This window comes from Amycolatopsis sp. CFH S0740, assembly GCF_004522315.1.
GTDB lineage: Bacteria > Actinomycetota > Actinomycetes > Mycobacteriales > Pseudonocardiaceae > Amycolatopsis > Amycolatopsis nivea.
The window spans coordinates 106,932-133,560 of the sequence record NZ_SDLS01000019.1; the positions used below are offsets into that span (position 1 = coordinate 106,932).

Sequence of the window (26,629 nt, forward strand, 5' to 3'; positions counted from 1 at the left end):
TGGCTTGTCAAGGCGGGAAAGATGCCTTGACAAGCCACCCCAGACCGCAGGAGAGCTTCGTATCGGGGTGCGGGGGTGGTGTGGGTGCCTCGCTCGTTGGGTGCATCGGTGCGGGGGCGTATTGGGTTGGGGGGTCGAGCGGCGGGGTCTCAGTCCATATTGGACTGTGGGGTCACCGTGCGGCGGAAAGTACCAGTTCTTGATAGTTGCGCGACGCCTCTTGCCAGGATTTCAGTTCCAGTTTTTCGTTCGCTGCGTGCATCTCGCGTGGGTCTCCTGGTCCCCAGATCACGATCGGGGCTCCGGCCACCGATCCGGCCAATGCTGAGGCGTCGGTGAAGTAGGTGGCGGCTGGAGCGGTGACTTGGTCGGAGAGCGCGTCCGGCAGGCGTGGGGTCCGGACGGCGGGCAGGTCGAGATCCACCTCGGTACTGATTGCCGGATCGAGCGAAGACGCCCAGGCGATCGCGGGCGCTCCTCCGTCTACGGTGCGCACGTCCAGCGTCAGAACTGCCGCAGCGGGAACGATATTCGTCGCGGTTCCGCCCTCGAAGGTGCCGACGTTGACGGTCTCCTTGCCCAGATAGTCCTCATCGGACAACGGAAACGAGTCGAGCGCACCTAGGGCCCGCTCGGCGAGTAGTTGGATCGCGTTGCGGCCGAGGTGCGGTGTGGACCCGTGAGCGGCTTGGCCGGACGCGGCGAGGCGCAGCCACGTGGCTCCGCGATGGCCGAGCGAGACGCGGTTTTGCGTCGCCTCGGGTACTACGACGATCTGTGGCGTCAGCTCCAGCGAGTTTGCGGCCTCTGCCGCGCCGCGGCAGCCGATTTCTTCGTCGCTGGTGATCAGGACTTGTGCGTCGGCACCGGCTTCCGCGGCGTTGCGCAACGCTTCCAGGGCGGCTACCAGGCCGCCCTTCATGTCGACGCTGCCTCGGCCGTGCAGGTACTTCTCGTCGGTGTCCGCGGAGAACGGGGTGCGGTCCCACAGATCGGGGGAGCCGACCGGGACGGTGTCGATGTGGCATACGAACAGTGGCCCGCTGCCCGATCCGGTGCCGAGCAGTACCCACGGGCGGCCGGTGGTGGAACGTTGCAGCACGCGTACGCCCGCAATAGCCGTGGCGTAGGAGGTCGCCAGTTCCTGGGCGGCGGCCTGTGCGGCGTTGCTGCCGGAGGTGGTGTCTTGGCGCACGAGGTCGCGCAGCAGGTCAAGGGCGTCGTCGGTCATGCGGAGTACTCCCGGGTCGATTCGCGGACGACTAGCTGCATCGAGAGCACGTGGTCGGCGGGGCTGTCCCCGGCCGCGAGGCGGGTGATCTCGTCGACTGCTTTGCGGGCCATCTGCTCGGTCGGTTGCGCAACGGTCGTCAGGCGCGGCGAGGTCCATTCGCCGAGGGTGATGCCGTCGCAGCCGATCACCGACAGGTCCCCTGGCACCGCGACCCCGGCGCGGCGGGCGGCTTCGAGCAGGCCTACCGCGGCGATGTCGCTGGCGGTGAACACCGCGGTCGGCTCCGCGCCGGCTCGCGCCATGTGCGCGAAGAAGTTCATGCCGAACGCCGAACTGAACGTGCCGCGCACGATCATCGCCTCGTCGGCCTCGATCCCGTGCGCCTTCAGCGCCGCGCGGTACCCGGCCTCGCGCTGGTCGGCCGTCCGCAGCCCGGCCGGGCCGCCGACGTGGGCGATGCGCCGGTGGCCCTGGGAGATCAGGTGGGTGGTCGCCTGGTACGCGCCGCCGAAGCTGTTCGCGGTGATGTGCGCGATCCTCGGTCCGGCGGCTTCGACGTACTTGTCGAGGAAGACCACCGGGAAATCGCCCGCCAGCCGGCCCGCGAAGGCCTCGTTGGTGCTGTTCATCCCCAGATAAATGAGCCCGCCCACGTCCGGCACCCGCATCAGGCGCTCGACGCTGGCGCGCTCCCGCGACGGCGACGAGCCGGTGAGCGCGGTGAACACGTCGATGCCGTCCGTCGCGGCGGCGTCGGCCACCGCGTCCGCCAGCGTGGAGAAATACGGGTTGTCCAGCGACGGGACCACCAGGCCGAGGCTGAGCCCGGTCACCTGTTTCTGGACGGGCGGATGCCCTTCGGCGGACAGTGCGGCATCGATGCGCCGGGCCGTCTCGGAGGCGACGTTGAGCTCGCCCCGGACGTACCTCGACACCGTCGACACCGCCACCCCGGCCTCTCGGGCCACCTTCGCCAGCGACATCCGGCTCCTCCCCGTTCGAGCGTTGACGGCGACTGCAACCGCATCCTATATTGGCGTTGTTGCGCTATGTTGCGCAACACACGCTAAAGCTTTCGCCCGAAGGAGTCGTCGATGGTCAAGGTCCTGCTAGCCGGGGAGTCGTGGGTCAGTGCGACGATCGACCACAAGGGATACGACCCGTTCGCGCACACGCAGGTGGAGATCGGGTGCGAGCGGCTGCTGGCGGTGCTGGCGGCGGAAGGGGTCGAGGTGACTCACCTGCGTTCGCACGACGTGGCCGAGAAGTTCCCGCAGACGCTGGAGGAACTCGGGGCCTACGACGTCGTGCTGCTCTCCGACGTCGGCTCCAACACGCTGCTGCTGCACCCGGACACGTTCACCCGCGGCCGCCCGACGCCCAACCGGCTCAAGCTGCTGCGCGAGTGGGTCCGGGGCGGCGGCGGCCTGATGATGGCGGGCGGCTACCTGAGCTTCCAGGGTTTCGAGGGCAAGGCCAACTACCACCGGACGCCGATCGAGGAGATCCTCCCGGTCGACATCGACCCGTTCGACGACCGCGTCGAGACCCCGGAGGGCGTCCGCGCCCAGGTCGTGCAGTCCGGCCACCCGGTGGTCGCCGGTCTCGATCAGGAATGGCCGATCCTGCTGGGCTACCAGCACACCACGCTGAAGCCGGACGCCGAACTGCTCGCCACCGTCGAGGGCGACGTCATGCTGGCCGCGCGGCGGTTCGGCGAGGGCCGCACCCTCGCGTTCACCTCGGACATCTCCCCGCACTGGGCTCCGGAGGAGTTCATGAGCTGGGACGGCTACCGCAAGCTCTTCGCCCAGGCGCTGACCTGGCTCGCCGGACGCGACAGCTGAGCCGCGCGCACTCGGGATCAAGGAGGATTCGATGAGTACGTCACCCACCCGGCGCGCGACCTCGGTCGTCGTGCTGACGATCGCGACCGTCTTCGCCGGCATGCTCGGCCCGTTGCAGTCGCTGGTCAACGGACATCTCGGCACCGAACTCGGCGACGGGCACGCCGCCGCGCTGGTGTCCTTCGGCACCGGCCTGGTGCTGATGCTGGTCATCGTGCTGGCGCGGGCCCGGACGCGCGCCGCGTTCTTCCGGCTGCCGGGTCAGCTCGTACGCGGCGAGATCCCGCGGTGGAACTTCTTCGCGGGCCTGTGCGGCGCGGTGATCGTGCTCTCCGAAGGCGTGACGGTGGGCTTCCTCGGCGTGGCGATCTTCCAGACCTCGCTGATCTCCGGCATGGTCATCTCCGGCGTGGTGTGCGACCGGCTCGGCATCGGCGTCCCGTTCAAGCAGGCGATGAGCGCGCCGCGCATCGCCGGGGCGATCCTCGCCATCTGCGCCACGGTGCTGGTCGTGTCCCCGAACTGGTCGGCCCCGCACATGATCGCGCTGGCGATCATGCCGTTCGTCGGCGGCCTGCTCGCCGGCTGGCAGCCCGCGGGCAACTCCGAGATCGGCTTGCTGTCCGGCTCGATGTTCATCTCCATCACCTGGAACTTCCTCATCGGCTTCGTGGCGCTCGGCCTCGTGTACGTCGTGCGGATGGCGGCTTCGGGCGCGCACTTCGCGTTGCCGGGCACGTGGTGGATGTACTTCGGCGGGCCGCTCGGCCTGTTGTCGATCGCGCTGATGGCCTTGCTGGTGCGCGGATTGGGCCTGCTGCTGCTGGGGCTGGCCTCCACAGCCGGCCAGCTCATCGGGTCGCTGCTGCTCGAGGTCGTCGCTCCCGCGGCGGGATCCAGCCTGCACCTGGTCACCGTCCTCGGCGCGCTCGTGGCTTTGGCCGCCGCGGCGATCGCGATGATTCCGTCCCGGCACACGGCCGAACCGGCGGTCCTCGCCCAGCCCGCCGAGGTGCATCGTGGCTGAGGTGCGCGGCGTCCTCGGTGCGGTCGACGCGGCGGACCTCGGGCTGGTGCTGCCGCACGAGCACCTCTTCAACGACCTGTCCTCCGCCGTCGCCGAACCGTCCTACGCCTCCACCCGGCGGCTCGTCGAAGCGGAAGTGGGGCCTGCCTGGCAGTTCCTGCTTCGCCAGGATCCCTACTGCTGCGCCGACAACGTGGCGGTGAAGGACCACGCGAGCGTCGTGCGCGAGCTGGCCGCGTTCGCCGCGGCAGGCGGCGGCACGGTGGTCGACGCGACCGGCAGCGCGGCGATCGGCCGCGACCCGCGAGCGCTGGCGGCGGTGGCCGAGGCCACCGGGGTCACCGTCATCATGGGCACCGGTGCGTACCTGGAGAAATTCGAGGGCGAGCGCATCACCGCGGTCGCCGTCGAAGCGCAGACCGCGCGCATTCTCTCGGAACTGGACGAGGGCGTCGGCGAAACGGGAATCCGGGCCGGCGTCATCGGCGAGGTCGGCGTCTCGCCGCTGTTCACCGACGGGGAACGGGCTTCGCTGCGCGCCGCGGCGCTCGCGCAGGCGGCCCGGCCGAACGTCGGGCTCAACATCCACATGCCGGGCTGGCAACGCCGCGGGCACGAGGTGCTCGACCTGGTGCTGGACGAATGCGGTGCGCTGCCGGGCAAAGTCGCGCTGGCGCACAGCGATCCGTCCGGCGACGATCCCGGCTACCAGCGCGAGCTGCTCGAACGCGGCGTGCTGCTGGAGTTCGACATGATCGGCCTCGACATTTCGTTCCCCGGCGAAGGCGTGGCCCCGACGGTTTCCCAGACCGCGCACGCCGTGGCGCGGTGGGTGCACGAGGGCTTCGGGGAGCAGATCATGTTGTCGCACGACCTGTTCCTGAAGCAGATGTGGACGCACAACGGCGGGAACGGGCTGGTCTTCGTGCCGACTGTTTTCGCCGATCTGCTCGAAGCCGAAGGCGTCCCGGCCGACGCGGTGGCCCGGCTGATGCGGGACGTCCCGGCGCGATGGCTGACCGCATGAGCCCCGTCGTAGCGGTCGTCGCGTCGCTCAACGTCGACCACATCGTCCAAGCACCGCGGATTCCCGAACCAGGGGAGACCCTCATGGGATTCTCGGCGAGCCGGGAACTGGGCGGAAAAGGCGGCAACCAAGCCGTCGCCGCCGCCCGGCTCGGCGCGGACGTCGCGGTGATCGGATGCGTCGGCCAGGACGAGGACGGCGACGAGTACCTGAAAGCCCTCGCCGCCGAGGGCGCGGACGTCACCCACGTGCGAAGGTCGCCGCTGCCCACCGGCCGGGCCGCGATCACCGTCGACGCGGCGGGCATCAACTCGATCGTCGTCGTGGCCGGGGCGAACGCCGACATCCCCGCAACAGCGGCCGAAGCGGCGATCGACGCGATGCCAGGACTTCGAGTCGCAGTAGGGCAGTTGGAGGCGGCGGCCGACGCGACGGAACGGGCGTTCGCGGCTGCTCGCGCACGCGGGGTGCTGACGGTGCTCAACACCGCGCCCGCCGCCGACGTGGCCGGGAAGCTGCTGCCGTTCAGCGATGTGGTGGTGTCGAACGAAATCGAGTTCCGGCAGCTCACCGGCCAGGATCCCTTCGACAGCAACGGTATGCGGCGCGGCAGTGCCGAACTGTTCGCGGCGGGCTGCCGATGGGTGATCGTGACGCTGGGGGCTGAGGGATGCGCGGTGCTCGACGCGTCGTCGTCCGCGCATGTCCCTGCCGTTGTGGTCCGGGCGGTCGACACCACGGCCGCGGGGGATTCGTTCGTCGGGGCGCTGGCTGCCCGGCTCGCGGAAATCCGAGGTGAGCCGACGACCGCGGATGTGGTGGCGGCCTGCGGTTTCGCAGCGAAAGTAGCCGCGGTCGTGGTGACGCGGCACGGGGCGCATCCCTCGCTGCCGACTCTGGCGGAGGTGGTCGAGGTGTGACGCCGCGGCTTCCTGGCCGGGAAGCGGCCGCCGGTGAGTGGCCTCGGATTTGTTCTACGGCAACGGCGTGGCAATGATCGACGGCGACAGTGTGCTGAACCGGTCGCCGATGGGCGCCGAGGGCCGCGCGGTGCTCGGCGAGTGACCGGGCGGCGTCCTGCTGGATCCGCCTGCCGCCGAGCCCGGCTGAGGCATTCCGCACCCGCGCGAGGTGAAAGTTCCTTGCCCACCAAGGAAAGGCCGCCCCGCGTACGGGACGGCCCTTCCGTCGGTACAGAGTCAGCTCACGGTCAGCGCCGTGTCGTCGAGGCAGAAGGACGTCTGCAGGCTCGAGTCTTCGGTGCCGGTGAAGGTGAGCGTCACCGTCTGGCCGGCGTACGCCGACATGTCAACGGTGCGCAGCTGGTATCCGTTCGCCTGGTTCAGGTTCGAGTAGGTGGCGAGCGTGGTCGACCCAGCCTTGACGGTGAGCTTGTCGTACGCCGTCGAGGTGGTCGTCTCGGCGGTGTCGACGTGCAGGTAGTAGCTCAGCGTCGCGTGGCAGCCCGAGGGGATGGTCACCGACTGGGAGACCGTGTCGGTGTGCGCGCTGCCGTAGCCGTCGAGGTAGGCGAGGTAGCTGCCGCTGTGCGGGGGCTCGCCGTTGGACGACGTGCTGACGACTCCGCTGGACGCGGTCCACGGGCTGGTGCCGTTCTCGAAGCCGGGGTTGCCCAGCTTCTGGCCGGAGCAGGTGCCGCCGCCGGTCGGGGCGATCGTCCAGCTGAACGTGGTGGAGCCGGTGGCGCCGGAGGAGTCCTTGGCGGTCGCGGTCACCGAGTACGTGCCCGCGGTGGTCGGCGTGCCGGAGATCAGGCCGCCGGAGCTGATCGACAGTCCGGCGGGCAGGCCGGTCGCCGTCCAGGTGTAGCCGCCGCTGCCGCCGGACGCGGAGAGCTGCAGCTTCGCCGCGGTGCCGACGACGCCGTTCTGGCTGCCGGGGTTGTTCGCCGTGACGCCGCCGCTCGGGGTGCCCGCGGTGAAGGCCGCGGTGCCGTTCGGGGTGCCGAGACCGGTCGGGCCGTCCCAGCCCGGGCCGGCGTTGCACTGCACCGAGGACGAGCAGCTGCCGTTGCTGCCGGAGGTCACGTCGTTGAGGTTGCCGGTGTGCGAGTACGGGTAGGCGGCGGGGGTGTCGGACGCGCCGGGCGTGCCGGCGAGGGCGTAGACCGAAGCGATGATCGGGGAGGAGGCGCTGGTGCCGCCGTACACGGCCCAGCCGCTGCCGCCGTAGGTCTGGTACACCGCGACGCCGGTCTGCGGGTCGGCCACCGCCGAGACGTCGGCGACCGCGCGCTTGCTGCAAGCGGTCGTCACGTTCTGGAAGGCGGGCTTGGTCACGTAGCCCGAGCAGCCGCTGCCCGCGCCGCTCCACGCGGTTTCGCCCCAGCCGCGGGCGCTGCTGTTGCGGGTCAGCGAGGTGCCGCCGACCGCGGTCACGTACTGCGACGAGGCCGGGTAGCTGATGCCGTAGCCGTTGTCGCCGGTGCTCGCGGTGATCGCGACGCCGGGGTGGTGGAAGTAGCTCGAGTCGGAGGAGGGTTCGGAGCCGTCCTCGCCGCCGCCGTAGCTGTTCGAGACGTACTTCGCGCCCATCGACACGGCGGTGTTCACCGCGGTGCCGAGATCGGCCATGCTCGGCTGGTTCGCTTCGACGAGCAGAATGTGGCAATTCGGGCAGATCGCCGAAACCATGTCGACGTCGAGCGAGATTTCGCCCGCCCAGCCCGAATCGGCGGACGGAAGCGGACTGGTTTGCCCGTTTTCGTTGACTTTCTTGAAACAGCCGTTCGCGGTGGTGCAGGGCGGGAGCCCGTAGGTGGAGCGGTAGCTCGCGAGGTCCGATTCAGCGTTCGGGTCGTCGTTGGAGTCGACGATCGCCACCGTCGCCGAGGCGCTGCCGGCGGCGGTGAGGTTGTAGGCGGAGCGCAGGTCCGCGGGGCCGAACCCGCTGGGCAGCGCGCCGGGGGAGAGCAGCGCGCGCATGGTGTCGGTCTGGCGTTCGGCGAAACACGTGACCATGCCGGGCTTCGCCTTCTCGGCGCAGACGCGGGCGGTCGGATGCGCCGCGGCGGGCGCGGCCACGGCGGGCAGGGCCGGGGCGGTCAAGGCCAAGGCCGCGAAACCGGCCATGGCAAGGATTCTTCGGGCTGAACGGGACACGATCCCTCCCAGGGAATTTCCTGCGAACGGCGTCGGGCCATTCGGTGCCCCGTTGTCTACAGTTCGTTCAGCCCTGGCGGTGACGCGCTGGTGCCAGTGGCGCAATGGTGTCGGCAAGCCCGGTGGAGGTGCCTCCGAATGGTTCCCGAAGCAATCGGCCATCTCCTGACGCTCGGGCTCAAAGCGGACGAAGCAGAAATCTATCTCGACCTACTTTCGTCGGGACCGGTTCCGCCTGATCGGCTAGCGCACGAGACCGGCCGCGACCCCGGCGAAGTGCGCCGCGTGCTGACGGTGCTCGCCGGAATCGGACTGGCCGGCCCGGTCGACGGCCCCGGCTCGCCGATGTCCGCGCTGCGCCCGGAACCGGTGCTGGAAGTGCTGAGCAGGCAACGCGAGGCCGAGCTGGCCGGAGCCCGCGCGGCGATGACCCGGTTGTACGAGCAATACCGAAGACATGCGGTGCGTTACGACGCGGACTCGATGATCGAGGTGGTCAGCGGAACCACCGCCGCCGAACGGGTGCAGCAACTGGAACGAGCGGCGCGGAAGGAGGTCCGCGGCCTGGACTCGCCGCCGTACTACGCCGACGCGGACGCCAACGAGATCGAACTCGAGAACCTGGCCCGCGGCGTCCGCTACCGCGCCGTCTACGGGCGGCTCGCGCTGGAACGCCCCGAGTACGTCGAGGAAAACATCCTGCCCTGCGGCAAACGCGGGGAGGAGGCCCGGGTGCTGCCCGAGGTCCCGGTGAAACTGCTGATCGTCGACGACTGCGCAGCTCTGTCCGGCGCGGACCGCACTGTCCTGCTCATCCGCTCGTGCGGCCTGTTCGACGCACTGGCCGGCTTGTTCGACATGTGCTGGCAAGTCGCGCTGCCGTTAGGCCTCGCCGACGACACCTCCGGCCCGGAGATCCGCCCCAGCGAACGACGGCTGCTGGCATTGCTCGCCGCCGGCCTCACCGACGACCAGGTCGCCCGGGTGCTCGGCGTGAGCAGGCGGACGATGTTCCGGTACCTGGAAAACCTGATGGCTCGCACGGGCGCGGCGAACCGGTTCCAGCTCGCCCTGCACGCAACGCGGAACGACTGGCTTTCGGTGGACAGCCAGCCAGGCGCTTCGCCGGTGCGGTCGGTGCCGTTGTGAGCCGGGTGGTTCCGGGCGGGGCTGAGCGGACGCGATGAGCTGCGCGGTTCGGTGTATTGGTGAGCCGGGCGGCTCGTGTGCAGGGTGAACCGCCTTCGGCTCGCCTTGCACGCGCCCCGCAACGGCTGGTTTTCGGTTTGTCTCCTCCGTGCTTCGTCGGTGTGGTCTCGGTTGGGCTGAATGGACGCCGAGTAGCGCGCGGCTGGCGTGCTGGGGAGCCGGTTGGCGCGTGCGGGCGGTGAACCGTTTCCGGCTCGCTCTGCACGCGGTCCGCAACGGCTGGCTCTCGGGTTGAATGGGCAGCAAGATTGCGCGCGGTCGGCGTGCTGGGAACTGCTTTCGACTCGCCCTGCACGGCGACTCGCCACCGCTGCCTGCCTTCCGGCCCGCCCTAGCCCGGTGCGGTCCCGGTTAGGCCGAATGGACGCCAAAGCGGCGCGCGGTCGGCGTGCCGGATGCCCGGTTGGCGCGCGCGAGCAGCGAACCGCGTTCGACGCGCCCCGCACAGCGCCTCGCAACCGGCTGGCTTTCGGCGGACAGCCAGCCCGGCATCTTGCCCGCCACGGCCGGTCCCGCTCCGATCGGAACGCGCCTCGATTACACCGATGCGGTTGCGGCCGAACAGTTTTCCCACTCAAGCAGCGGCCCCTCGGCGCGAATCACCAGTACCCGGCCGACGTCTGGCAGGCGCAGCTCACCCCTCTCCGTCCGCGAGCGCCGGAAAGGCCTGCCGTAGCTTCGCGAACAGCACGCCGTGCCGTCCGTAGCCGAAAGCCACCGCGGCTGACCAGAGCGCCTCGAAGGCAGCGGCGAGCGGGTCCGGTTCCCGAGCCGAGAACAGCGCCGGAAAAGCCATCGCTTGCTGCAGGCAGTTGTCGTTCGTTCCGTCCGGCGACGTGGCCAACGTGCGCGGGACCCGTTCGTCAGTGAGCAGTAGGTTCCACGCTTGCCGGTCGTCGTCGAAGGGCGGGGGCAGAGGGTCGTCCCGCTCCATCGCCGCCAGCGCGGGTGCTATCCACTCGACCTCGGTCAGTTGCGCCTCGGCGTACGCGCGCCTGACTGTCCACCGGGCGACCTGCCGCTGGATCGCCGGGTCCGTCTCCGCGAGCGCGTCGGCCAATGGCCGGTCCAGCTTCGCCACACTCAGCGCGTGGCCCCGCAGTTGACGCAGCCGTTCGATCGGCAGGCTTCCGCCCCACTCCCGTATCTCGGCTTCGAGGCGCGCTTCCGCGGTGGCTTGTTCTCGTTGCCGCCGGGCGCGGCGCCGGGTTTCGGCTTTCTCCTCCAGAGTCGGGGGCGGCGGTGTTTCCCTGGCGACCCCATGCCAGTAGGCGGCCGCCGCGCTGGTCTGTTTGATCACCCGGTCCGGTTCCGGCGGACCCGGCCAGAACTGCAGCAGATAGCGGTCAGGCTCGAACTCCTCGCCCTCCGGGATGCCCAGCCGGTGCGCCTCGTCCATCCGGCTGCCGCTGTAGCGGACCCGATATCCGGTGGCCGGAAGATCGAGCGGCCAGGGTTTCTCGCCGTTCAAGCCGACCAGTGCGGTTTCGCCCCGCGGCCGGAACGGCGCCTCGACGATGTCTTCCCATGTTTCGTCCACGGGCGGGGCCTCGTCGTGCAGTTCCGCCCGGAAGCGGACGTAGCCGTGGCTCAGTCCGGTGACCAGTGACAGCGCGCCCGGCACTGCCGCACCGCACAGACCGTTTCGCTGCCCGCCGAAGCATTCGGAAAACCCCGGCAGATCCGGCCAGGTCCGCACATAGAGCTGTCCGTACTCGACTCTGACCTCGCCGCTCATCAACACTCTCATCGCCGTTCCTCCCCAAGTCGGCTGCTGTCCGGCACATCATCGCGCGCACCACCGACAAAAACCGGGGCCCCGGCGGGAACCCGAGCGGGTGAACCAGTTCTGGTCAGCCCATGATCTCCCGCACGCTGTCAGCCAGCAGCCGAAGGCACCCCGGCGCCCCAGGATTGAGAAGCAGGTCAACCCCGTCGTAGTCGTTCAGCAAACGGAGCAGATCGACAGGACCAGCCGGACGCCAACCAGCGGCGCGCACTCGGCGACGGTGTGCCGGGGCGGTCGTGACGAGCAGGCAAGGGATGTTGTCCGGCGACGGCGCGACGAGCGGAGACTCATCGGTATCCACAGCCACCGCGAAGGCCGATTCGCGGAAGACGGCGGCCAGTTGATCGAAGTCCGCCTCGCCGCGCGCGGTCAGGCGGAGCACGGCGTCCAGCGGGTCGGTCGGGGAGTCTTCCGCCGACGGTTCGTAGGACGGGTTGGGCTCGAAGCGGCTGACGGACCCGTCTTCGCGCGCGAGCCAGCCGCCGACCACGGCCTCCGGCGGCGGGGTCGGGGCCTCGCTGCCGTCGGCCGTCCACGCTGGGTCGACCAGCAGCACCCACTGGTCCTCGGACATCGCTGGCGCCTCCTTCGCGTCCGATGAATCTACCGGGCGGGCTTCACTCATGGCTGGGACTTCCTTGCGCCAGTTCGGCCAGTTCAGCGGCCTGGCGAGCGGACGCCGCGCGTTCCTCCGCCTGGTACCGGCGGATGGCTGCGGCCGTATGCCAACGGTCCAGCCAGCCCAGCCCGACGACGCTCAGCCGGTGCGGCCTCGGGCGCGTCCTCGGGCCGTCGAGGGCATTCCGCAGCGCAGTGCGGAAGGCGGCCGCGGGCAGATCCTTCGCGGCCAGTTTCTGGATGACGGCGGCCAGGTCGCGGGCGTAACCATCGGGGTTCGGACGGTTGGCGAGCCGGGTGAGTTCTTCGAGCAGCAAGGCTCGGCCGCCGGGGGCGCTCAGGACGGCGTCCAGGGCGCCATGCCGTTCCAGGACCTCGACTGCCTCGGCGATCCGCGTGACGTCCGCGCCGTCTCGGGTCGCTTGGGCGAGGTCGGAGAGCACTCCGGCGGCGTCCGGCTTGCCCAGCAAGGTGTCGGTCACGCCGTGCAGATGGAGGACGGCGTGCTGCTCGGCCAGGTCGGCGTGTTGCGGGGACAGCGCGGCGAGTTCGCGGGCGGCGGTCCAGATCAGGTCCGGTCGTTCGTGCCGCGCGACGTCCTCGGCGAGGGAAGCCGCCGATTCGCCGCGGCCGAGTTCCGCGAGCACCCAGCCGAGCAGCTTGGCGGTGCCGTCCCGGTCGTTCAGCGGGATCGGCCCGGCCGGCGGCGTCGGACGGAACCACCAGCGGTGCGTGGCGGTGCGCACCAGTTCTTCGATCATCAGGTCCGCGTCGGGGGTGCCGCTGAGCAAGTAATCCGCAGTCGGGTGTTCGGCCGCGGGCAGCCGGACGGCGTCGGCTGGACGGTCTGTGCCGTCGATACGCAACTGCTCGGTGAAGTTTCGGATCGCTGTTGCGTCAGTGGTCAAGAAGGACGATCCATTAGGGACGGACACATCGGACGGTCCGTAGTGGACCCCCACGGTACGGCCGTCAGGTGTCCATGGCCGAGGTGTCGCGGGTGCGGGGGAGTCGTCCAGGCCGCGGAAAACCCTCGGCGTTGGCGTGCCAGTCGACATACCCGGGCCGAAAGCGATCCTGACTTGACCGTCCCCCTCGGACACTCGGATCTTCACCGGGACGCGGTCCAGCACGTCGGAACCCAAGGCATCGGCGAGCTTGCCGGCCAGTTCGCGCGCCGCGGCGGTGGCGTGTGCTCGGCCGTTCGGTCCGGTTCCGGTGACCTCGACCGGCGGGACCGGGCCGTCCGTCGAACGCAGGCGGGAGATCAGGTTATCCAGCGGCGTATCTGCCACCAGGACGGCGTCTGCGGCTTGCATCGTCGCGCCGCGCTGGACCTCGCCGAGGTGGTAGTGCACGCGGCTGTCGTCGACGGTCAGCAGCGCGCGGGCAGCGGGCGGGAGCGGAACGTCGTGCACCTTGCCGGTGTAACTGCTGCGGTCGGTCACGGTGCGGACGAGGGCGGACAGCTCCGGGTTCGCCGCGATGTAGGACAACGCCGCGTGCCACACCAGATCTGGGTCGGCGTGCCGGCGCACCGCGGGTTCGACCGCGGTCAGATGCAGGTCACCGTCCCGGTTGTGCAGGCCGCGCACCAGCGTCTGGATCACGCGCTGGGTTAGCTCCAGCGTCTCGAACCGGTCCGCCAGCGGGGCCGGATCGCCCTGCGGCGGCAGGAGCCAGCTGTGGTCGCTGTTCATCCGGATCTCCGTCATGCCCGGGAGTTCGAGCGCGGAGCTCAGGCCGATCCGCCGGGCCGTTTCGGTCATCGCGACCGGGCCGGAACGGTACATCACCGACTGCCGGTGCACCCGGCCCAGCGGCGTGGCGAAGAAGCCCTGGCCGAGCGAGTCCACTTCGCGCGGCATCAGATTCGCTTGCGTCTGCCCGTAGTTGTCCCGCAGCTGGTCCAAATAGGACGAGGCGAACGGGTGTCCTTTCGACATGGTGAACGCCGAGTTCGCGATGTTCCCGCCGACCCGGTGCACCGCGTAGCCGGCGTCGGACTCGGCGGCGCGGACGACGTCGTCCAGGCCGTGCACGACATTGTCGCCGTCGGTGTAGAGACCGCCGAACCGGTGCATCAGCTCCAGCCGCAGGATGTCGCTCGCCGCCGCGAACCCTGGGCCGGTCTGTTTGGCCACTTCGGACAGATAGAACTCCTGTGTCCGCATGGGATGCTCGCTGGTGAACACTTCGTCCACATTGACCAGTTGGACGCGGTGCTCGCCGGCCCAGCGCAGCAGGTCCCGGACGTCGTGCAGCGGATCCGGGCCCTCTTCCGGGGCGGTGGTGGTCAGAGCCAGTTCGGTTTGCCAGCGCGGGACGTCCGTCCACAGTACGGGGACGATGCCGTCGCCGAGCCGGTCCGCCGCGTCGCCGAAGTTGCGGCGGAAGGCGTGCATCGTGCCGGTGTCCTTGAGCGGTCCGCCCAGCCAGATCGAGTGCATCAGCAAGGGGGTGGACGTCGTCTTGGCGAGCGGTTCGACGTTGCCGGGCGCCCATGTGGACAGTTTCTCGTCGGGTCGTTCCTTCTCGAGGGTCCAGTCGCGATTGTCGTCCAGGTTGGCGGGATCGAAGTGTTCGCTGCTCAGCTGGTAGCCCTTGGCGAGGTCCAGCAGGTCCAGGAAGCTGATGCCCTGTCCGGCGGTGAGGGTCCGGAAGTCGTGTCCGCGCAGGAATTCCGGCGGTTCCGGGGCGCGGTACAGGCCGAACAGGTCTGGTCCCAGCAACGGCGCTGGCGCCGGACCGTTGACCGCGGTCTGCCGAAGGTCTGCCACGAGGTCCTCGGGCGAGGAATAGCGGGTTTCCTCGACGGGCGGCGCGCTGTCTGTTGTGGACTGCACTGAAGGGTCGCCGAAGGTGTGGAAATGCCCGCCGTCGGTGACTGCGGTGAAGCTGTCCTTCGCGCCGATGGCCTTGCCGAGTGTCGCCGAATCCCGGCCGAACAACGCAGGCTTGGTCGGCGCGTGCACTGTGGACGGACCGCCGAGTTCGCTGAGTGCTCGCTGGAAGTCGTGGGCCAGGCCGCCTGGTCCGTCGGTCTGGCCGGTGCTGCACGCGATGAGCGTGACCGAATGGGACTGCGCCAGCGGCGCGGCCTGCGCGACGATCCGGGCGAACGTATCGCCGTCGACTCGCACAGTCTTGCCGCCCAGCAAAGTCACCTTGACCGACTGTTCGCGTCCGTGGGCGAAAACGAAGAGGGAGTCGTCGTCCCACGGTGCCGCGGTGTGGTCGGCCCACTCGCCGAACCGGCGGCCGGACAGTTCCGGCGTGGCCCCGTTGGCGTTGGCCTGCTTCAGAAGCGGATCGAACTTCTCCGGCGTCGCGCCCTCCGGAAGGGTGCTGACCGTACCGGAATTGCTGGCTACCCAGTCTCGTTCGACGCTTTCGGTGTGCTCGTTCGCCGGAAGGAACGAGACAGCACGAACCCGGCCGGAGGCGTCGGTGATCTGGCGGACCTGAATGTCGTGCGGGTCGAAGCTGTACGGCCGGTCGGTGTCAGTGTCCCAACCGGACACTGTGTCGTTCGCTTCGACAGTGCCTTCGCGATGTTCTTCGACAGTGTTCTCCGCCGGACGCGGCCAGGTGTGCGCGTTGAGCTGGCTGTCCACTTCGGACTTAGCCTGCCACCATTTCCGCAGCGCCTCGTCGGCTTTGTCGCGGGCTTCCTGGATCCGGTTGGCCGCATCGTCCTGCCGCGCGGTGTGGTCGGTGTGATTGTTGCGGTACTCGTCCAGCACAGCCAGGATTTCCGCGGCGCGATCCTGCGCGGCCTGCCGCTGCTGGACCAGGTTCGCCTGCTCGTTCCGGATCTGCTGGACCTGCCGTTGCGCGTCCCAGGCCCTCGCGACCAGATCGCTTTGGTCGACAGAACCCGGTTCCTCGCCGAGAGCCAGCGACAGAAGCTGCTCGTCGAGTTCGTTGAGCCGGGTGATCTCGTCATTGCCTGCGCGCAAGGCTTGGCCCACGTCGCGAGCTTCGTTCTGCGCCGTCTGTACGGCTTGCCGCATTTGCTGCACGGGATTGCCGTCGGCCGGGAGGTGCAGCCCGCGTGCGCCGTCGGTCGTAGTGCGGACGTTGTCGTTTTCGGACAGCCACGCATCGTCGTAGTCGCGCTGTGCCTTTTCGAGTTCCTCTTCCGCCGTGCGCCAATCCTCGGCGGCCTTCTTCACCGCGTCCTGCGCCGAGGTGAGCGTCTCCGGCAAGGGCTGGCCGAGCGACTGTTCCAGGTCCGTTTCGCTCATCCGCGTCCGCGACGACTGCGGCACCCGCACCTCGACCGCCGCGGTCTTGCCGTCGACCGTCGCGACGATCCGGTACTCGACGTCGAACCCGACCAGCCCGGTCCGGCCCTTGTCCTTGCCGACGACGGACCGCTGCGCCGCGGCGGTGCTGGACGTCGGATCGCTTTGCCCGACCGGGCCGCGCACGTCGAGCCCGCCCCAGGCATGCGTGTTCCGGCCCGGGTCGGTGATGCCGCCGGTGCCGATATTGCCCTGCTGTTCGCCGGTGACCGTTTCCTTGGCCTCGCCGGTGAAAGTGGATCCGGATTGGTCCGAACGCTCCAATTTGACCGAATCGCTCAGTCCGGTCAGATCCGGTTTCACCACGCGGGTGTAGACCTTCACCGAGGCGTGGCTGCTGCCGGTTACCGCGGAGGAATGCAGATCCGGGGTCGCGAAGGGTTTGCCGACCATGTTCGGCAGATGCGCTTGCAGCGTTTCGTTGGTGATTGAGGACGAGAGCGTGTTGTGCGCGCCAGTGCCGGGTCCGGTGAGGCCGTTGCCCGCGCCGGCGAGCCGCAACGCGCGGATGGCGCCGGCCCGCACATCCGCGGCGCCACGGATCCCTTCCACGGTCGAAGACTTCGGCAGGGGACCGAAACCTTCCTGCTGCCACGCTTGGAGACGGTCCTGAGTGGACTCCGTGGCGCTGAGTTCGGTCGTCCGCGATCCGTACAGTTTGGTGTGGTACTGCTCGTCGCCGGAGATCCGGTGGTCGTCCGCGGACGACCGCGACGTCACGGTCGCCTCCTGCGAAGCGACCGGGTAGGTGCGCCCGTCCCGGGCGACGACCAGCTCGAACTGGACCTGGTGCTGGTACCGCGCCGACGGTCCGCTCGAGGAGGAGGTCAACGCGGTGGTCGTGGTCTTGGCCTCGACGGTCTGGTCGGTCTTCGCGCGGGTCCCGGTAGCGCCGAGGTACGCGCCGTCGTAGCCGCTGACCTTGGGCTGGCTGTCCTGGAACAGACCGCGGCCCGCGCCTCGTACTTGTCCGCCGTAAGACGAGCCGTGGCCGGAATTCTTTTTGTCCGTCTGAGTCGAGTTGACGACGTGGTCGACCTCGCTGCCGTCGTGCTTCACGCCCAGGAACTGCGTGTCGAGGATCTTCGCTTTGAGCTGCAATTGGTAATTGTCGGTCCAGAGCACGCCCGCGTCTTGTGCCAGCAAGGACACGCCGCCGTCGAGCGCACTGTCCACAAGGGACGTGACTGCTTCCGGAGAGGCAGTGTCGAGCGTGCGCTGGAGGTTGTTCATCGAATCGTTCAGCACCGATTTCGGCAGCAGCCTGTCGCCGAGTTTGCCGAGCTGCTGCCGGGCGTCCTGCACCAGCTTCGTCAGGTTGGGTGCGTCTTCCAGCACCGCCGAGCCGAGCGAGCTGGACTTGCCGCCTACCAGCGGCGGAGCCGAAAGTGTGCCGGGTGCCGGGGTGCGCGGTTCGACCGGCGGCAGCAATCCTTCCGCGCGTGCCTCGTCCTCGGTCATCGCCACGAAGACCGAACCCGGCAGATGGACGTCCGCACCCGCGCGCGAAATCGATCCGTTGACCAGGCCTTCCTGGCGGCTTTCCGCGATCAGCCGGACATTCGAATCGTACTGCACCAGCACGGTGCGACTGTCCGAAGAGGACCGGTTGGTGTGGTCGACGCTCGCGGTGATCTCCTGGGACGAACCGGAGCTGCGCTGCCACGGGCTCCATTTCGCGGTGCCGAAGAACTGGCCCTGGCCGTGGGTGTCGCTGCCCGGCGGCCGGATGGTGAGGCCGAGTTGCACGTTGGCTTCGACGGATTGCTTGTGCGTGCCTTCGTAACTGGCTTTCGAGCCGCCGGAATACGTCCGGTCCCCGCCGCCGGTTTCCGAAACCGCGACGAGCTTCGGATTGCTCAGCGAGACGCCCACGCCGAGGCCGCCGACTCGGTCCGCGACGCGGCGGTCGTAGCGGAATCCGTTCGCGGTACCGCCCTGCTTGAGCAGCTTCGGCGTGAGGCCGCGGAAGTTTTCCGGGGAGAACATCCGGTCCACGCGGGCGCGCGCTTCGCTGCCCGGCAGGCCGAGCACCGCGTCGCCGCCGGCCGCGCGCTGGAGCTGGCGCAGCGCCTCGTCCCGCAGCGCCTCGGTGTTCGCAAACGCTTCCACGTGCAGGAACTTCGGCGGCGTCTGGTTCTGCTGCTGGGTCAGCAGGTCGTCGATGCTCGGGGTATCGTTCGGCGACATCGAGACGACGCCCGGCTTGCCCGGTGTGAATTCGGCCGGGTCCTTGGCGAGCGCGGCGCCGTCGTTGATCCACAAGTCGACTTTGCCGTCGATCTTCGGCAGGCCGGGATCGCCGGTTTTGGCCACTGTGGACACCTTCGGCGTGACCCGGAACGGCGAGCCGGGCGTCAGCCGCCGCACCCACGGCCGGTGGCGGGTGTAGCTGGTGATCTCGACCTCGAACTCGACGTCGTGCTCGAAGACCTGCGAATCCGGGCTGCCGCCCTTGCCGGTCGTCGTGGTCACCGTCGGGCCACCGGAATTCTTCCAGGTCCGGTTGTCCGAGTACTGCAGCGGGCTGACGGTCGGGCTGATGCCGAGGTTCGCGCCGGCACTGGCGCCCGGAATGATCACGCGGCCTTCGAGACCGACCGACCAGCCTCGTTCGGTGGTGGTCGCGCTGGTCAGCGAGGGGCTGGTTTCGTTGCTGTTCTTGACCGAACGGCCGTCCGCCTGACCGAGGTGACGGCCAGGTCCCGGCTTCGCCTTCACCGTGACGTTGATGTATTCGTCGGTGAACAGCCCGCGCCGCTTCAACTGCGCTGAAACGCCTTGCGTGAACAGACTGTCCATTTTGCCCCGCAGCGAGGCGACCGAGAACGTGGAGGCGATCTTCCGCAGGTTCGCGAACCGCTCGGAGATGTCCCGGCTGGAGCCTTGGTTGTCGCCCTGGAATTTGTCCCAGCGGGGCAGGAACTTGTCCGCACCCGGGAGGTTCCGCAGCGCGTTTTCGATCTGCGGCTGGACGCGCGTCGCCGGTTCGAACGATCCGGGCCGCGCCGTGCCCGCCGCCATGGCCGCCGCGAGATAGGGCGGTTCGTAGCGCGCGCCGACGTCCTTGAACTTCGGCGAGGTCTTCTTCGGCACCGGAAGCCCCTGGGCTTTCGCCTCGGGCAAGCCCATTCGCGTGTACGAAGTGGCTTGGATCGTGGTCGTTTCCCCGGTTGAGGTGGTGACATCGAGGTCGACGGTGACCTTGTACAGGCCGATGTCGCCCTTCGCGTTCACTGTGGACTTGTTGGTGAAGCTGGTGCCGCTTGTGGACTGTTGATTGACCTTCCGGGAATAACTGCCGCTGACCCCGCCGACGCCGCCGACCGTCCCGGGTACATAGGAACCGCCGCCGAAGATCGCATTGACCTCGCCGCCGTATTTCGACGAGACGGTGGTGCTTCCGCCGTTTACCGAGGAATCGTTGAAGCGCAGTTCGCTGTCGCCAGGGATTGTGCCGAGGTATTCGACCTTCGTCGGCCGCGCCGCCAGCTGTACCGCGTCACGGTGGGCACCGTGCGGGCTGAGCAGGTCGTTCGACACCACCGGGCTGCCCTGCATCGCGGTGCCGAGCATGCTGCGCACCCCGCCGCGGCTGAGGAATTCCCGCAACGAGGTACGGCCCGGGGCGCCGAATTTGGTCACCGACGGATGCAGGTTCTTGCTCACCTGATCGAAGAGCGCGTTCTCGTCGAAGTCGACCGCTTCCGGCGAAAGGAATTCGATCTTCTTGGCCCAGTCCGGCTTCGGCTCCGCGGGCCCGACCGTCGGTTCCTGCTTCAGGTTGGACAGGTCGGTGGAGAGGACGAGTCCAACTTGTCCGTCCACTGTGGAGCCAACCAGGCCGCCGGTTTCGTTGCGGACCGTGATGCGGTAGGTGACCGGAGCGTCGGCCCGCTGCATGTCGCCCGCCGTGCGGATCACCCGCTGGTCGGTCCCGGTCGTGGTGCCGGTGTGCTCCGCGGACGGGCTGGCGAGCTGCGCGGTGCCGCCGACGGACGCGTACGGTCCGGCCGGGAACAACGCGAAGTACGAGGAGCCGACGACTTTCGCGGTAGTGTCGGTGTTCGGGCTTGCGTGGGTGGTCTTGACCTCGTTCTTGACGTCGCCGATGGTCGGTTGCGGGAGTTTGGTGATCTGGTCGGCGTTGACGGAGCTGAAGTCCGGCTCCGCGGTGACGTGCACCTCGTACCATTTCTCGCCGGCGCGCACCATTTGCTTGCGGCCGTCGCCCATAAAGGACTCGAACTCAGGGCCGGACAGGGAATCGGTGATCGCGTCGATGCCGTGTATTTGCGGCGGGTTCTGCTGCTTCGGGTTGAGGCGCTGGATCAGGTTTTCGATGCTCGTGCCGACGTCTTTGGCGCCGCGGACGTCGACCGGGACCACGGAGCCGAGCGCTTTGCCGTCGCGGACGAACTCGGGCAGCCGGTCGGCGAGGGGACGGGTGTCGGGCTCCTCCTCGGATTGCTCGTCCGCTACGAGTACGGCGTCCTGCTGGTTCTGGTTTTGCTCCGCTGTGTTCGTGGGGGCGTTGTGGTCTGGCCCGGGCTGAGCGTGGTCCTGGTTCGGTGTTTGGCTGTCGGGTTGCGGGGCCTTGATAGGGGTGTGCAGGTTCGGCCTGCCGTCCGGATCCGGCTCCGAGCGGTGGTCGTCCTGGTGCGGCGTCGGGTTCGGCGCGGGGGCGTCGCCGAGGTGGTGGTCGCGGATGTTCGCGGTGTTCGAGACCTGCTCGATCTGCGCGAGGTTGCCCGGGTTGAGCCGCGAATCGTGCCACGCGTCCGGCCCCATCACGCCAGGCTGGTCCTGGCGGTTGAAGAGAATTTCGTCGTTCTTGTAGCCGTCGCCGAGACCGATGAAGTGCATCAGCTCGTGCGTGACGCCGAAGGGCGAGTCGTGGACGTCCCAGTTGAGCTGGTTCGTGTCCGGGGTGTCGGGGTCCACAGTGGAATCGTGCACGTTGACCGGGACCCGGCGGCTGGGGTCAGCCTGCCAGCCGGTGTCGTCCGGGTGGATGTCGTCGGCGACGCGGACGTCGAGCCGGAGATGCAGCTGGTCTCCGCCGGGCAGCCGGGACGACTGGTTGACCCAGTCCTCGAGATGCTGCCGAAGGTCCTGGACGAATTGCTCTCGCTGCTGGGGCGTGACCGACCCGGAATGCGAGGTCAGGTCGATCGGGATGGTGTGCTCGCGCACCCACTGGCCCGGCGCGATCTCGAACCGGCGCACGTCGAACCGGATGTGCGCCATCGCCCCGGCGAGTTGCCCGCCCTTGAGCCCGTCGCGGTTTCCGGTGAATTGATCGGCGATCTTCTTGATCGGATCGAACCGCTCCGAGGAAAACCGCGTGACCGGCGCAGTGTCGCGACGACCGTTCCAGTCCTTCGGCCCGGGCAGCGTCTTCGGATTCGGCTTCGGCGTTTCCTTTGCCTGCCCATTGTTTTTGGGCGCAGCAGCGGGAGTCTGCGTGTTCGCCGGACGATTGCCGCTGAGATTGTCGACCAGCGCTTGCCGGGTGGCGAGCGTCAGATCGGCGAGCTTCTTGCCGTCCTCGACGTTCTCCTTCATGCCTTTGACCAGCGACATGCGCTCGTTCTTGGGCAGATTCGCGACAACCTCGGAAAACACCTCCGGCCGGTTCGGATTCGGCCCGCTCGGAGTGATCCCGTGGAACGCGGCTTTCGCGGCGATCTTCGCCAGATTGGGATCGAGCGTCGTGTGGTTGCCGAGATAGTGGCCGAGGAGGTCGGACCACGTCGTTTCGTTGGCGTGGCTTTGAGTCAGTGCGGTGATCCCGTTCGGATCGGTGCCGACCTTGCTCGCGATCCGGGTGCCGTTGGTCTGGATGGCAAGATCGGACGAGAACTTCGCGATCGCCGTCGGATGGTCGCTGTATTGCCAGCTCGGATTGCGTTGCGACAGCACTGAATCGACCAGACCCTGGCCTTCTTTGGCTCCGTAATCGAAATTCCCCGTGTTCGGATTCTTGGTGCCAAAAGTCGCGTCGTTCTCGAGCCTGTTGCCCTCCATCCGGACAAAAGTGTTCGGCTCCGGGAAGTAAACCGCCCGAGAATCGACCCCGGCGAGCGCCTGCCGGACGTCGAGATCCAGTTGCGCTGCGCGATTCGCGAGATCCCCGTCCTCGGGCCGGACGTTGTACCCGCCGCTGATCACCTCGGGCGGCCCTTCGGGGTTCTGCTGGACCACGGTATTGACCGCGTCGAACAGCGGCCCGGTGCGGGTGTTGAAGGAGTGGACGTCGGCGTCGCCGGTGTGCAGGTAGACCTCGTTGATCCCGCCCGCTTCGCGGATTTGCCCGACGAGCTGTTCGGTGACTGGATTCCGGACCATCGTTTCGCGGATGCCGCCGTACGGGATGGTCTTCTGGTCGATGTTCGGGTTGCTCGGGTGTTTCCAAGTGAATCCGATAATCGCTACCGGGAAGCGGTTGTCCCAGGTATTCTGGAATTGCTGGATTTTCTGGTTGATCGCTTGTTCCGAGCCTGGTGTGCCGTTGATCCCGATGACCAGGCCGAACCGTCCGTCGGCGGAGTTCCCGGTGAACCCGCCTGCGTACTTTTCCGCGATGGCCTGGAGATTGTCGTCCGGAGTCGCGGCGACGGTGGCTACGACGCCGATGCTGTCCTGGTTGTTCTCGTTGCGGGTGCCGAGGTTGCCGATGATGCCGGTTTCGTGCACGACGGTGAACTTGAAGTTCTTGAGGTGCTGAGCGAAGTCGCCCTTCCCGCCGGTGATAGGCGGCTGCTTGCCGACATTCGGCCCCGGGCCGGCGGCGGGGGTCGGCTTTTTCGGTGCTGCGACTGGGGTGTGGAGGTTGCTGCTTTGGGGTGTTGTCGCGGGCTTTTTGGGCGCTGCGACTGGGGTGTGGAGGTTGGGGCTCTCGGGTGTTGCCGCGGGCCTCTTGGGTGACGCGACTGGAGTGTGAAGGTCCCGGCGCGGCGTGGTGTTGTCGCGGGAGCGCGGGGCCGGAGTGGGCTTCGTGCCGATCGGCTTCGCCGGGTTCGGCGGTTGGTTGTTGTTGGCGTCGTCCGGAGTCGGCTGGGGCTTCGCAGAGCTGGTGGAATCCGAGCCGGGTTTCGGTGATGTGGCTGCGCGCGGATTCACGGCCGGCGCCGGGTTGGCGGACGGCTTCGGGCTGGAATCGGTGACCGGGTCACCGGTGGGATTGGCGGAGCGGTCAGGGCTTGGACTGCCGGGAGCGTTCGGCCTCGAGCTGGGTTCGGCAGCGGGGTTAGTGCCTGTCTTCGGATCCGGGTTGGTGGTCAGGTTCGGGCCCGGAGACGGTGCCAGGTTCGGATTGCTGGCCGGGTCCGGCCGGGTAGCCGGGCTCGGGTTGGCGGCCGGGTCCGGGTGTGTAGTCGGGCTCGGGTTGGTGGCCGGATGGGGATTGGTGCGGGTGCCCAGGTTGCCAGCGTTGTTCGGGTTTGTGGCGGGGCTGGGCTTGGTCGCCGGAGATGGGTCGGAGTTAGTGGCGGGATGCGAATCGGTGCCCGGGTTGGGAGTGACGTTCGGGTTGGGAGACGGGGTGAGATTCAGATCCGCGGCGGGGCTGGGCTTCGCTGCCAGATCCGGGCTGGGGGCCGGGCTTGGGCTGGGGTTGGTGGCCGGATTGCTGTGGGCGCTCGGGTCGGCGGTGGGGCTCGGGTCCGGGGTGGGGCTCGGCTTGGTCGTCGGCTCCGGACCGGGGGCAGGGCTCGAGACGGGTTTAGCGGCTGGGTTCGGATCGGTGCTGGAGCCCGGGTTGGTTGCCGGGTTGAGGTTGCCGGTCGTCGGGCCGGTGACCGAGGTCCGGATGGGGCTCGGGTCGGTGGCGGGGTTCGGGCCGTCGACGGTGGTTTTCGGGGAGGGGCTTGGGGTGGAGTCGATGCCCTTGACGCTGGTTGACGTCGGCGGAGGCACCGGCTTGGTCTGCTGGGCGGTCGCCGGGTCCGGGTTGGTGCTGGTGGAACTCGGGCTGGTGTTCGGGGTGCGGACGGAGTCGGGGGATGAGTTGGTCTCGGGGCCGTGCTGAGCGGACGGGGTCGGGGAGGCTGTGACGTTCGGGCCGGGTGACGAGTGTGAAGAAGCGTTGGTCGCGGGGACCGGGCCGGTGTGGCCGGAGGGGTTGGGGGCGGTGTCCGGACCGGGGTGGGGCTTCGGGTTCGAGGAGCCGTTCGCCTGGCTGTTGTCGGTGGCGGAGTCCGGGGACGCGTTCTGGCCGCCGAAGCCGGGGAGTCCGGTGTCGTGGTGCGGGGTGGGCGTGTGGGTGCCGCCGGTCGCGGGCGGCGAGACAGGGTGGCCGCTCGGTGATGGGCTGGTGGCGGGGTTGGCCGGTGAATCCGCCGTCGAGGGGGTCGAGTCTCGTGGCCCGGCGGGGGTGGGTGTGGACGGTGGCGGGGTGGGGGTCCCGGTCTTGACCGAGTCCGGCGTGGACGGCGGCGGGGCGGCGTGGTGGTCGGCACCGTTCGTGCCTTGACTGGCGGGAGTGGAGCCTGGGCTGGTGTTTGTGCTGGTTGACGGGCTTGTGCTGCCACTGGGATTGGTGTTTGCCCCGGGGTTCGGACTAGTGCTGGGGTTTCCGGCATTTGCGTCGGGACTGGTGCTCGGGTTTCCAGCGCTCGTGCCAGGGCCAGTGTTGTGGCCGCCATTCGTGCCGGGGTTCTGGTCGGGGGTGGGGCTGGTGGTGTTGCTCCCGCCCTGGTTTCCGGTGCTGGGGCCGCTGCTGGGAGGGGTCGAGCCAGTGGCGGGGGTGTTGTCGTTCGTGCTGCCGGACGAACCAGCGGGGTTGCTGCCGGGTGACTGCGGCGCGGGATTGCTGGCCGAGCCGTTCGCGGGAGCGTTGCTGGTGGTGGGGTCGGAGTGGGGGGCGTTGTTCGCGGAGTTGGGGTCGCCCGTTGAAGGGGAGTTGGCACCGGGTGAGGTTGGGGTGTGGGAGGCGTTCGCTGAGCTTGAGTTGGTGGCGGGGTCTCCGGTCGACGGGTTGCCGTTCGTCGAGTGTGCGTCGGGTGTGGGGTTGGGCGTGCCGGGCGCGGAGTTCGAGGCACCGCCGGTCGTCGAGCCGTTGGGGGAGTTCTGGCTGCCAGGCGAGTTGCTGGCGGAGTTGGTGTCTGGGGAGGTGGAGTTGTTCTGGCCGTCGCTGTGCGGGGCGTTGTTGCCGGAGTTGCTGGAACTATTAGCGCCGCCCGGGCCGGAATTGCCGGGGGCGTTGGCGTCACCAGGGCCAGAGCCACGGGAACCGGAGCCGCCGGAGCCGTGTGGATCGGAGCTGTTGGTGCCGCCCAGGCCGGTGCCGCCGGAGCCGGTGCCACCAGGGCCGGTGCCATCGGAGCCATGGGAACCGGAGCTGTTGGAGCCGCCAGGGCCAGCGCCGCCAGGGCCGGTGCCGCCGGAGCCATGGGGGCCAGAGCCGTTGGAGCCGCCAGGGCCAGAGCCACCAGGACCGGAGCCGCCCGAATCGCCAGGGCCGAGACCCCTCGGATCGCCGGAACCGCCAAGGCCGTTAGGGCCGTTGACCGGGTCCACCTTGATGTTCCCGGTCCCGTTCTCCCCGCCGGGGTCGTTCGGGCCCTTCCCCTCACCGCCGCCACCGCCGCCGGTGAGTTTGTCGTGCAGGTTTTGGCCCGCGTGATGGGCACCGTGAGTCGCAGCGCCGCTGAGGCCGCCGTTCAGGGCGCCCCAGCCCAGGCTGTCCAGGTCTCCGCCGAACAAACCCGCGCCGGCCAGGCCGACTACCACCTCAGTAGCCGCTTCGACGCCGGCCGCGCCGAAGACGTTGTGGCCCCATTTGCCCAGGCCGCTGTGCGCGCCCGCGGCGAACGCGCCGCCGATCGCGCCCAGCGCGGCGTTCTGGCCGATTTGTTTCCAGTCGAAGCCGTCCCGGTTGCCCTGCGCGATCTGGATGAACTCGGCCAGCATCTCCTCCGCCGCCTCTTCCGCGGCTTCCTGCGCGGCCTCTCGCGCGACCCTCGACAGCAGGCTCATCAGGCGCGACATCAGCGAGCGTTCGATCTGCATCACCGCGGTCCGCCCGGCTGCCCAGATTCCCGGGATCAGCGGGGCGGTGAACGGGTTCGTCATCGCCCAGATCAGATCCGCTGCGGTGACCGCGATGGAGATGAGGATGCCGTATTTGGCGTTTTCCACATTCAACGCGTATTCGCGCAGGGCGGCGGCCTGCTGCTGGGCACGGTAGGAGAAACCGGCGCCCATGGTGCTGAGTTTGTTGGCGTAGTCGGCGAAGTTGGTCGCTACCTCACCGCCCACATTGGACACTACCTGCTCCGCCAGCTGGCTGAAACCGGTTCCAGCGGCGGAAATCTCCTGCGCGACCTGATCCCACTCGGCGGCCAGTTCGCGGGCTTTGTCCTCGTCGCCCTGCGGCCAGGCGTCGCCCGCGATGATGTAGAACACCCAGTTCAGGCTGGGGTCCACCATGAGACTCATCGC

The 26,629-nt window shown here is 68.8% G+C and carries 11 protein-coding genes; 5 read left to right on the forward strand and 6 right to left on the reverse strand.

The window, feature by feature from the left end; translation table 11 throughout:
• Nucleotides 1–172: 172 nt before the first annotated feature.
• Together EIZ45_RS28605 and EIZ45_RS28610 are read right to left on the reverse strand one after the other, a co-directional pair.
• Nucleotides 173–1,231: a M20 family metallopeptidase gene (locus tag EIZ45_RS28605; RefSeq protein ID WP_134666766.1), complete on the reverse strand. Its 1,059-nt coding sequence runs from the start codon at nucleotides 1,229–1,231 to the stop codon at nucleotides 173–175.
• On the reverse strand, nucleotides 1,228–2,217 hold the full coding sequence (locus EIZ45_RS28610; RefSeq protein ID WP_037812660.1) for a LacI family DNA-binding transcriptional regulator: 990 nt from the start codon (nucleotides 2,215–2,217) through the stop codon (nucleotides 1,228–1,230). Before EIZ45_RS28610 ends, EIZ45_RS28605 begins: the two co-directional genes overlap by 4 nt.
• 111 nt (nucleotides 2,218–2,328) lie before the next feature.
• On the opposite strand from EIZ45_RS28610, the gene EIZ45_RS28615 reads away from it, so the two are divergent.
• The 4 genes from EIZ45_RS28615 to EIZ45_RS28630 are packed head-to-tail and all read left to right on the forward strand — an operon-like array spanning nucleotide 2,329 to nucleotide 6,055.
• The gene (locus tag EIZ45_RS28615) at nucleotides 2,329–3,081 is read left to right on the forward strand and encodes a glutamine amidotransferase (RefSeq protein WP_134666764.1); all 753 of its coding nucleotides are present in this window, start codon (nucleotides 2,329–2,331) and stop codon (nucleotides 3,079–3,081) included.
• A 31-nt stretch (nucleotides 3,082–3,112) separates the two neighbouring features.
• Nucleotides 3,113–4,108 carry a DMT family transporter gene (locus EIZ45_RS28620; protein WP_043834132.1) on the forward strand — a complete coding sequence of 332 codons (996 nt, stop codon included), beginning with the start codon at nucleotides 3,113–3,115 and terminating at the stop codon, nucleotides 4,106–4,108.
• Nucleotides 4,101–5,135: a phosphotriesterase gene (locus EIZ45_RS28625; protein ID WP_134666762.1), complete on the forward strand. Its 1,035-nt coding sequence runs from the start codon at nucleotides 4,101–4,103 to the stop codon at nucleotides 5,133–5,135. The genes EIZ45_RS28620 and EIZ45_RS28625 overlap by 8 nt, the downstream gene beginning before the upstream one ends.
• Complete coding sequence (locus EIZ45_RS28630; protein WP_205670134.1) at nucleotides 5,132–6,055, forward strand: ribokinase; 924 nt, start codon at nucleotides 5,132–5,134, stop codon at nucleotides 6,053–6,055. The genes EIZ45_RS28625 and EIZ45_RS28630 overlap by 4 nt, the downstream gene beginning before the upstream one ends.
• Before the next feature lie 279 nt (nucleotides 6,056–6,334).
• Here EIZ45_RS28630 and EIZ45_RS28635 read toward each other — a convergent pair whose 3' ends face one another.
• Nucleotides 6,335–8,227: a putative Ig domain-containing protein gene (locus EIZ45_RS28635; RefSeq protein ID WP_134666758.1), complete on the reverse strand. Its 1,893-nt coding sequence runs from the start codon at nucleotides 8,225–8,227 to the stop codon at nucleotides 6,335–6,337.
• A 168-nt stretch (nucleotides 8,228–8,395) separates the two neighbouring features.
• On the opposite strand from EIZ45_RS28635, the gene EIZ45_RS28640 reads away from it, so the two are divergent.
• Nucleotides 8,396–9,406 carry a helix-turn-helix domain-containing protein gene (locus EIZ45_RS28640; protein ID WP_037812648.1) on the forward strand — a complete coding sequence of 337 codons (1,011 nt, stop codon included), beginning with the start codon at nucleotides 8,396–8,398 and terminating at the stop codon, nucleotides 9,404–9,406.
• Nucleotides 9,407–10,100: 694 nt separating this feature from the next.
• Here the strand turns inward: EIZ45_RS28640 and EIZ45_RS28645 are convergent.
• The 3 genes from EIZ45_RS28645 to EIZ45_RS28655 all read right to left on the reverse strand — a co-directional run bounded on the left by EIZ45_RS28645 (nucleotide 10,101) and on the right by EIZ45_RS28655 (nucleotide 26,626).
• Nucleotides 10,101–11,216, reverse strand: a complete 1,116-nt coding sequence (locus EIZ45_RS28645; protein ID WP_134666756.1) for a hypothetical protein — start codon at nucleotides 11,214–11,216, stop codon at nucleotides 10,101–10,103.
• Nucleotides 11,217–11,319: 103 nt separating this feature from the next.
• Nucleotides 11,320–11,829, reverse strand: a complete 510-nt coding sequence (locus tag EIZ45_RS28650) for a type VII secretion system-associated protein (protein ID WP_205670132.1) — start codon at nucleotides 11,827–11,829, stop codon at nucleotides 11,320–11,322.
• Between the two features lie 43 nt (nucleotides 11,830–11,872).
• Entirely contained in the window at nucleotides 11,873–26,626 is a 14,754-nt protein-coding gene (locus tag EIZ45_RS28655) for a hypothetical protein (RefSeq protein WP_134666752.1), read from the reverse strand.
• Between the last annotated feature and the right edge of the window lie 3 nt (nucleotides 26,627–26,629).

What these genes read in the sequence shown, in the direction of transcription:
- EIZ45_RS28650 (WP_205670132.1), bottom strand. Translation starts at nt 11,829, where the DNA reads ATGTCCGAGGACCAGTGGGTGCTGCTGGTCGACCCAGCGTGGACGGCC.
- EIZ45_RS28615 (WP_134666764.1), top strand. Translation starts at nt 2,329, where the DNA reads ATGGTCAAGGTCCTGCTAGCCGGGGAGTCGTGGGTCAGTGCGACGATC.
- EIZ45_RS28620 (WP_043834132.1), top strand. Translation starts at nt 3,113, where the DNA reads ATGAGTACGTCACCCACCCGGCGCGCGACCTCGGTCGTCGTGCTGACG.
- EIZ45_RS28605 (WP_134666766.1), bottom strand. Translation starts at nt 1,231, where the DNA reads ATGACCGACGACGCCCTTGACCTGCTGCGCGACCTCGTGCGCCAAGAC.
- EIZ45_RS28640 (WP_037812648.1), top strand. Translation starts at nt 8,396, where the DNA reads ATGGTTCCCGAAGCAATCGGCCATCTCCTGACGCTCGGGCTCAAAGCG.
- EIZ45_RS28655 (WP_134666752.1), bottom strand. Translation starts at nt 26,626, where the DNA reads ATGAGTCTCATGGTGGACCCCAGCCTGAACTGGGTGTTCTACATCATC.
- EIZ45_RS28610 (WP_037812660.1), bottom strand. Translation starts at nt 2,217, where the DNA reads ATGTCGCTGGCGAAGGTGGCCCGAGAGGCCGGGGTGGCGGTGTCGACG.
- EIZ45_RS28645 (WP_134666756.1), bottom strand. Translation starts at nt 11,216, where the DNA reads ATGAGAGTGTTGATGAGCGGCGAGGTCAGAGTCGAGTACGGACAGCTC.
- EIZ45_RS28630 (WP_205670134.1), top strand. Translation starts at nt 5,132, where the DNA reads ATGAGCCCCGTCGTAGCGGTCGTCGCGTCGCTCAACGTCGACCACATC.
- EIZ45_RS28635 (WP_134666758.1), bottom strand. Translation starts at nt 8,227, where the DNA reads ATGGCCGGTTTCGCGGCCTTGGCCTTGACCGCCCCGGCCCTGCCCGCC.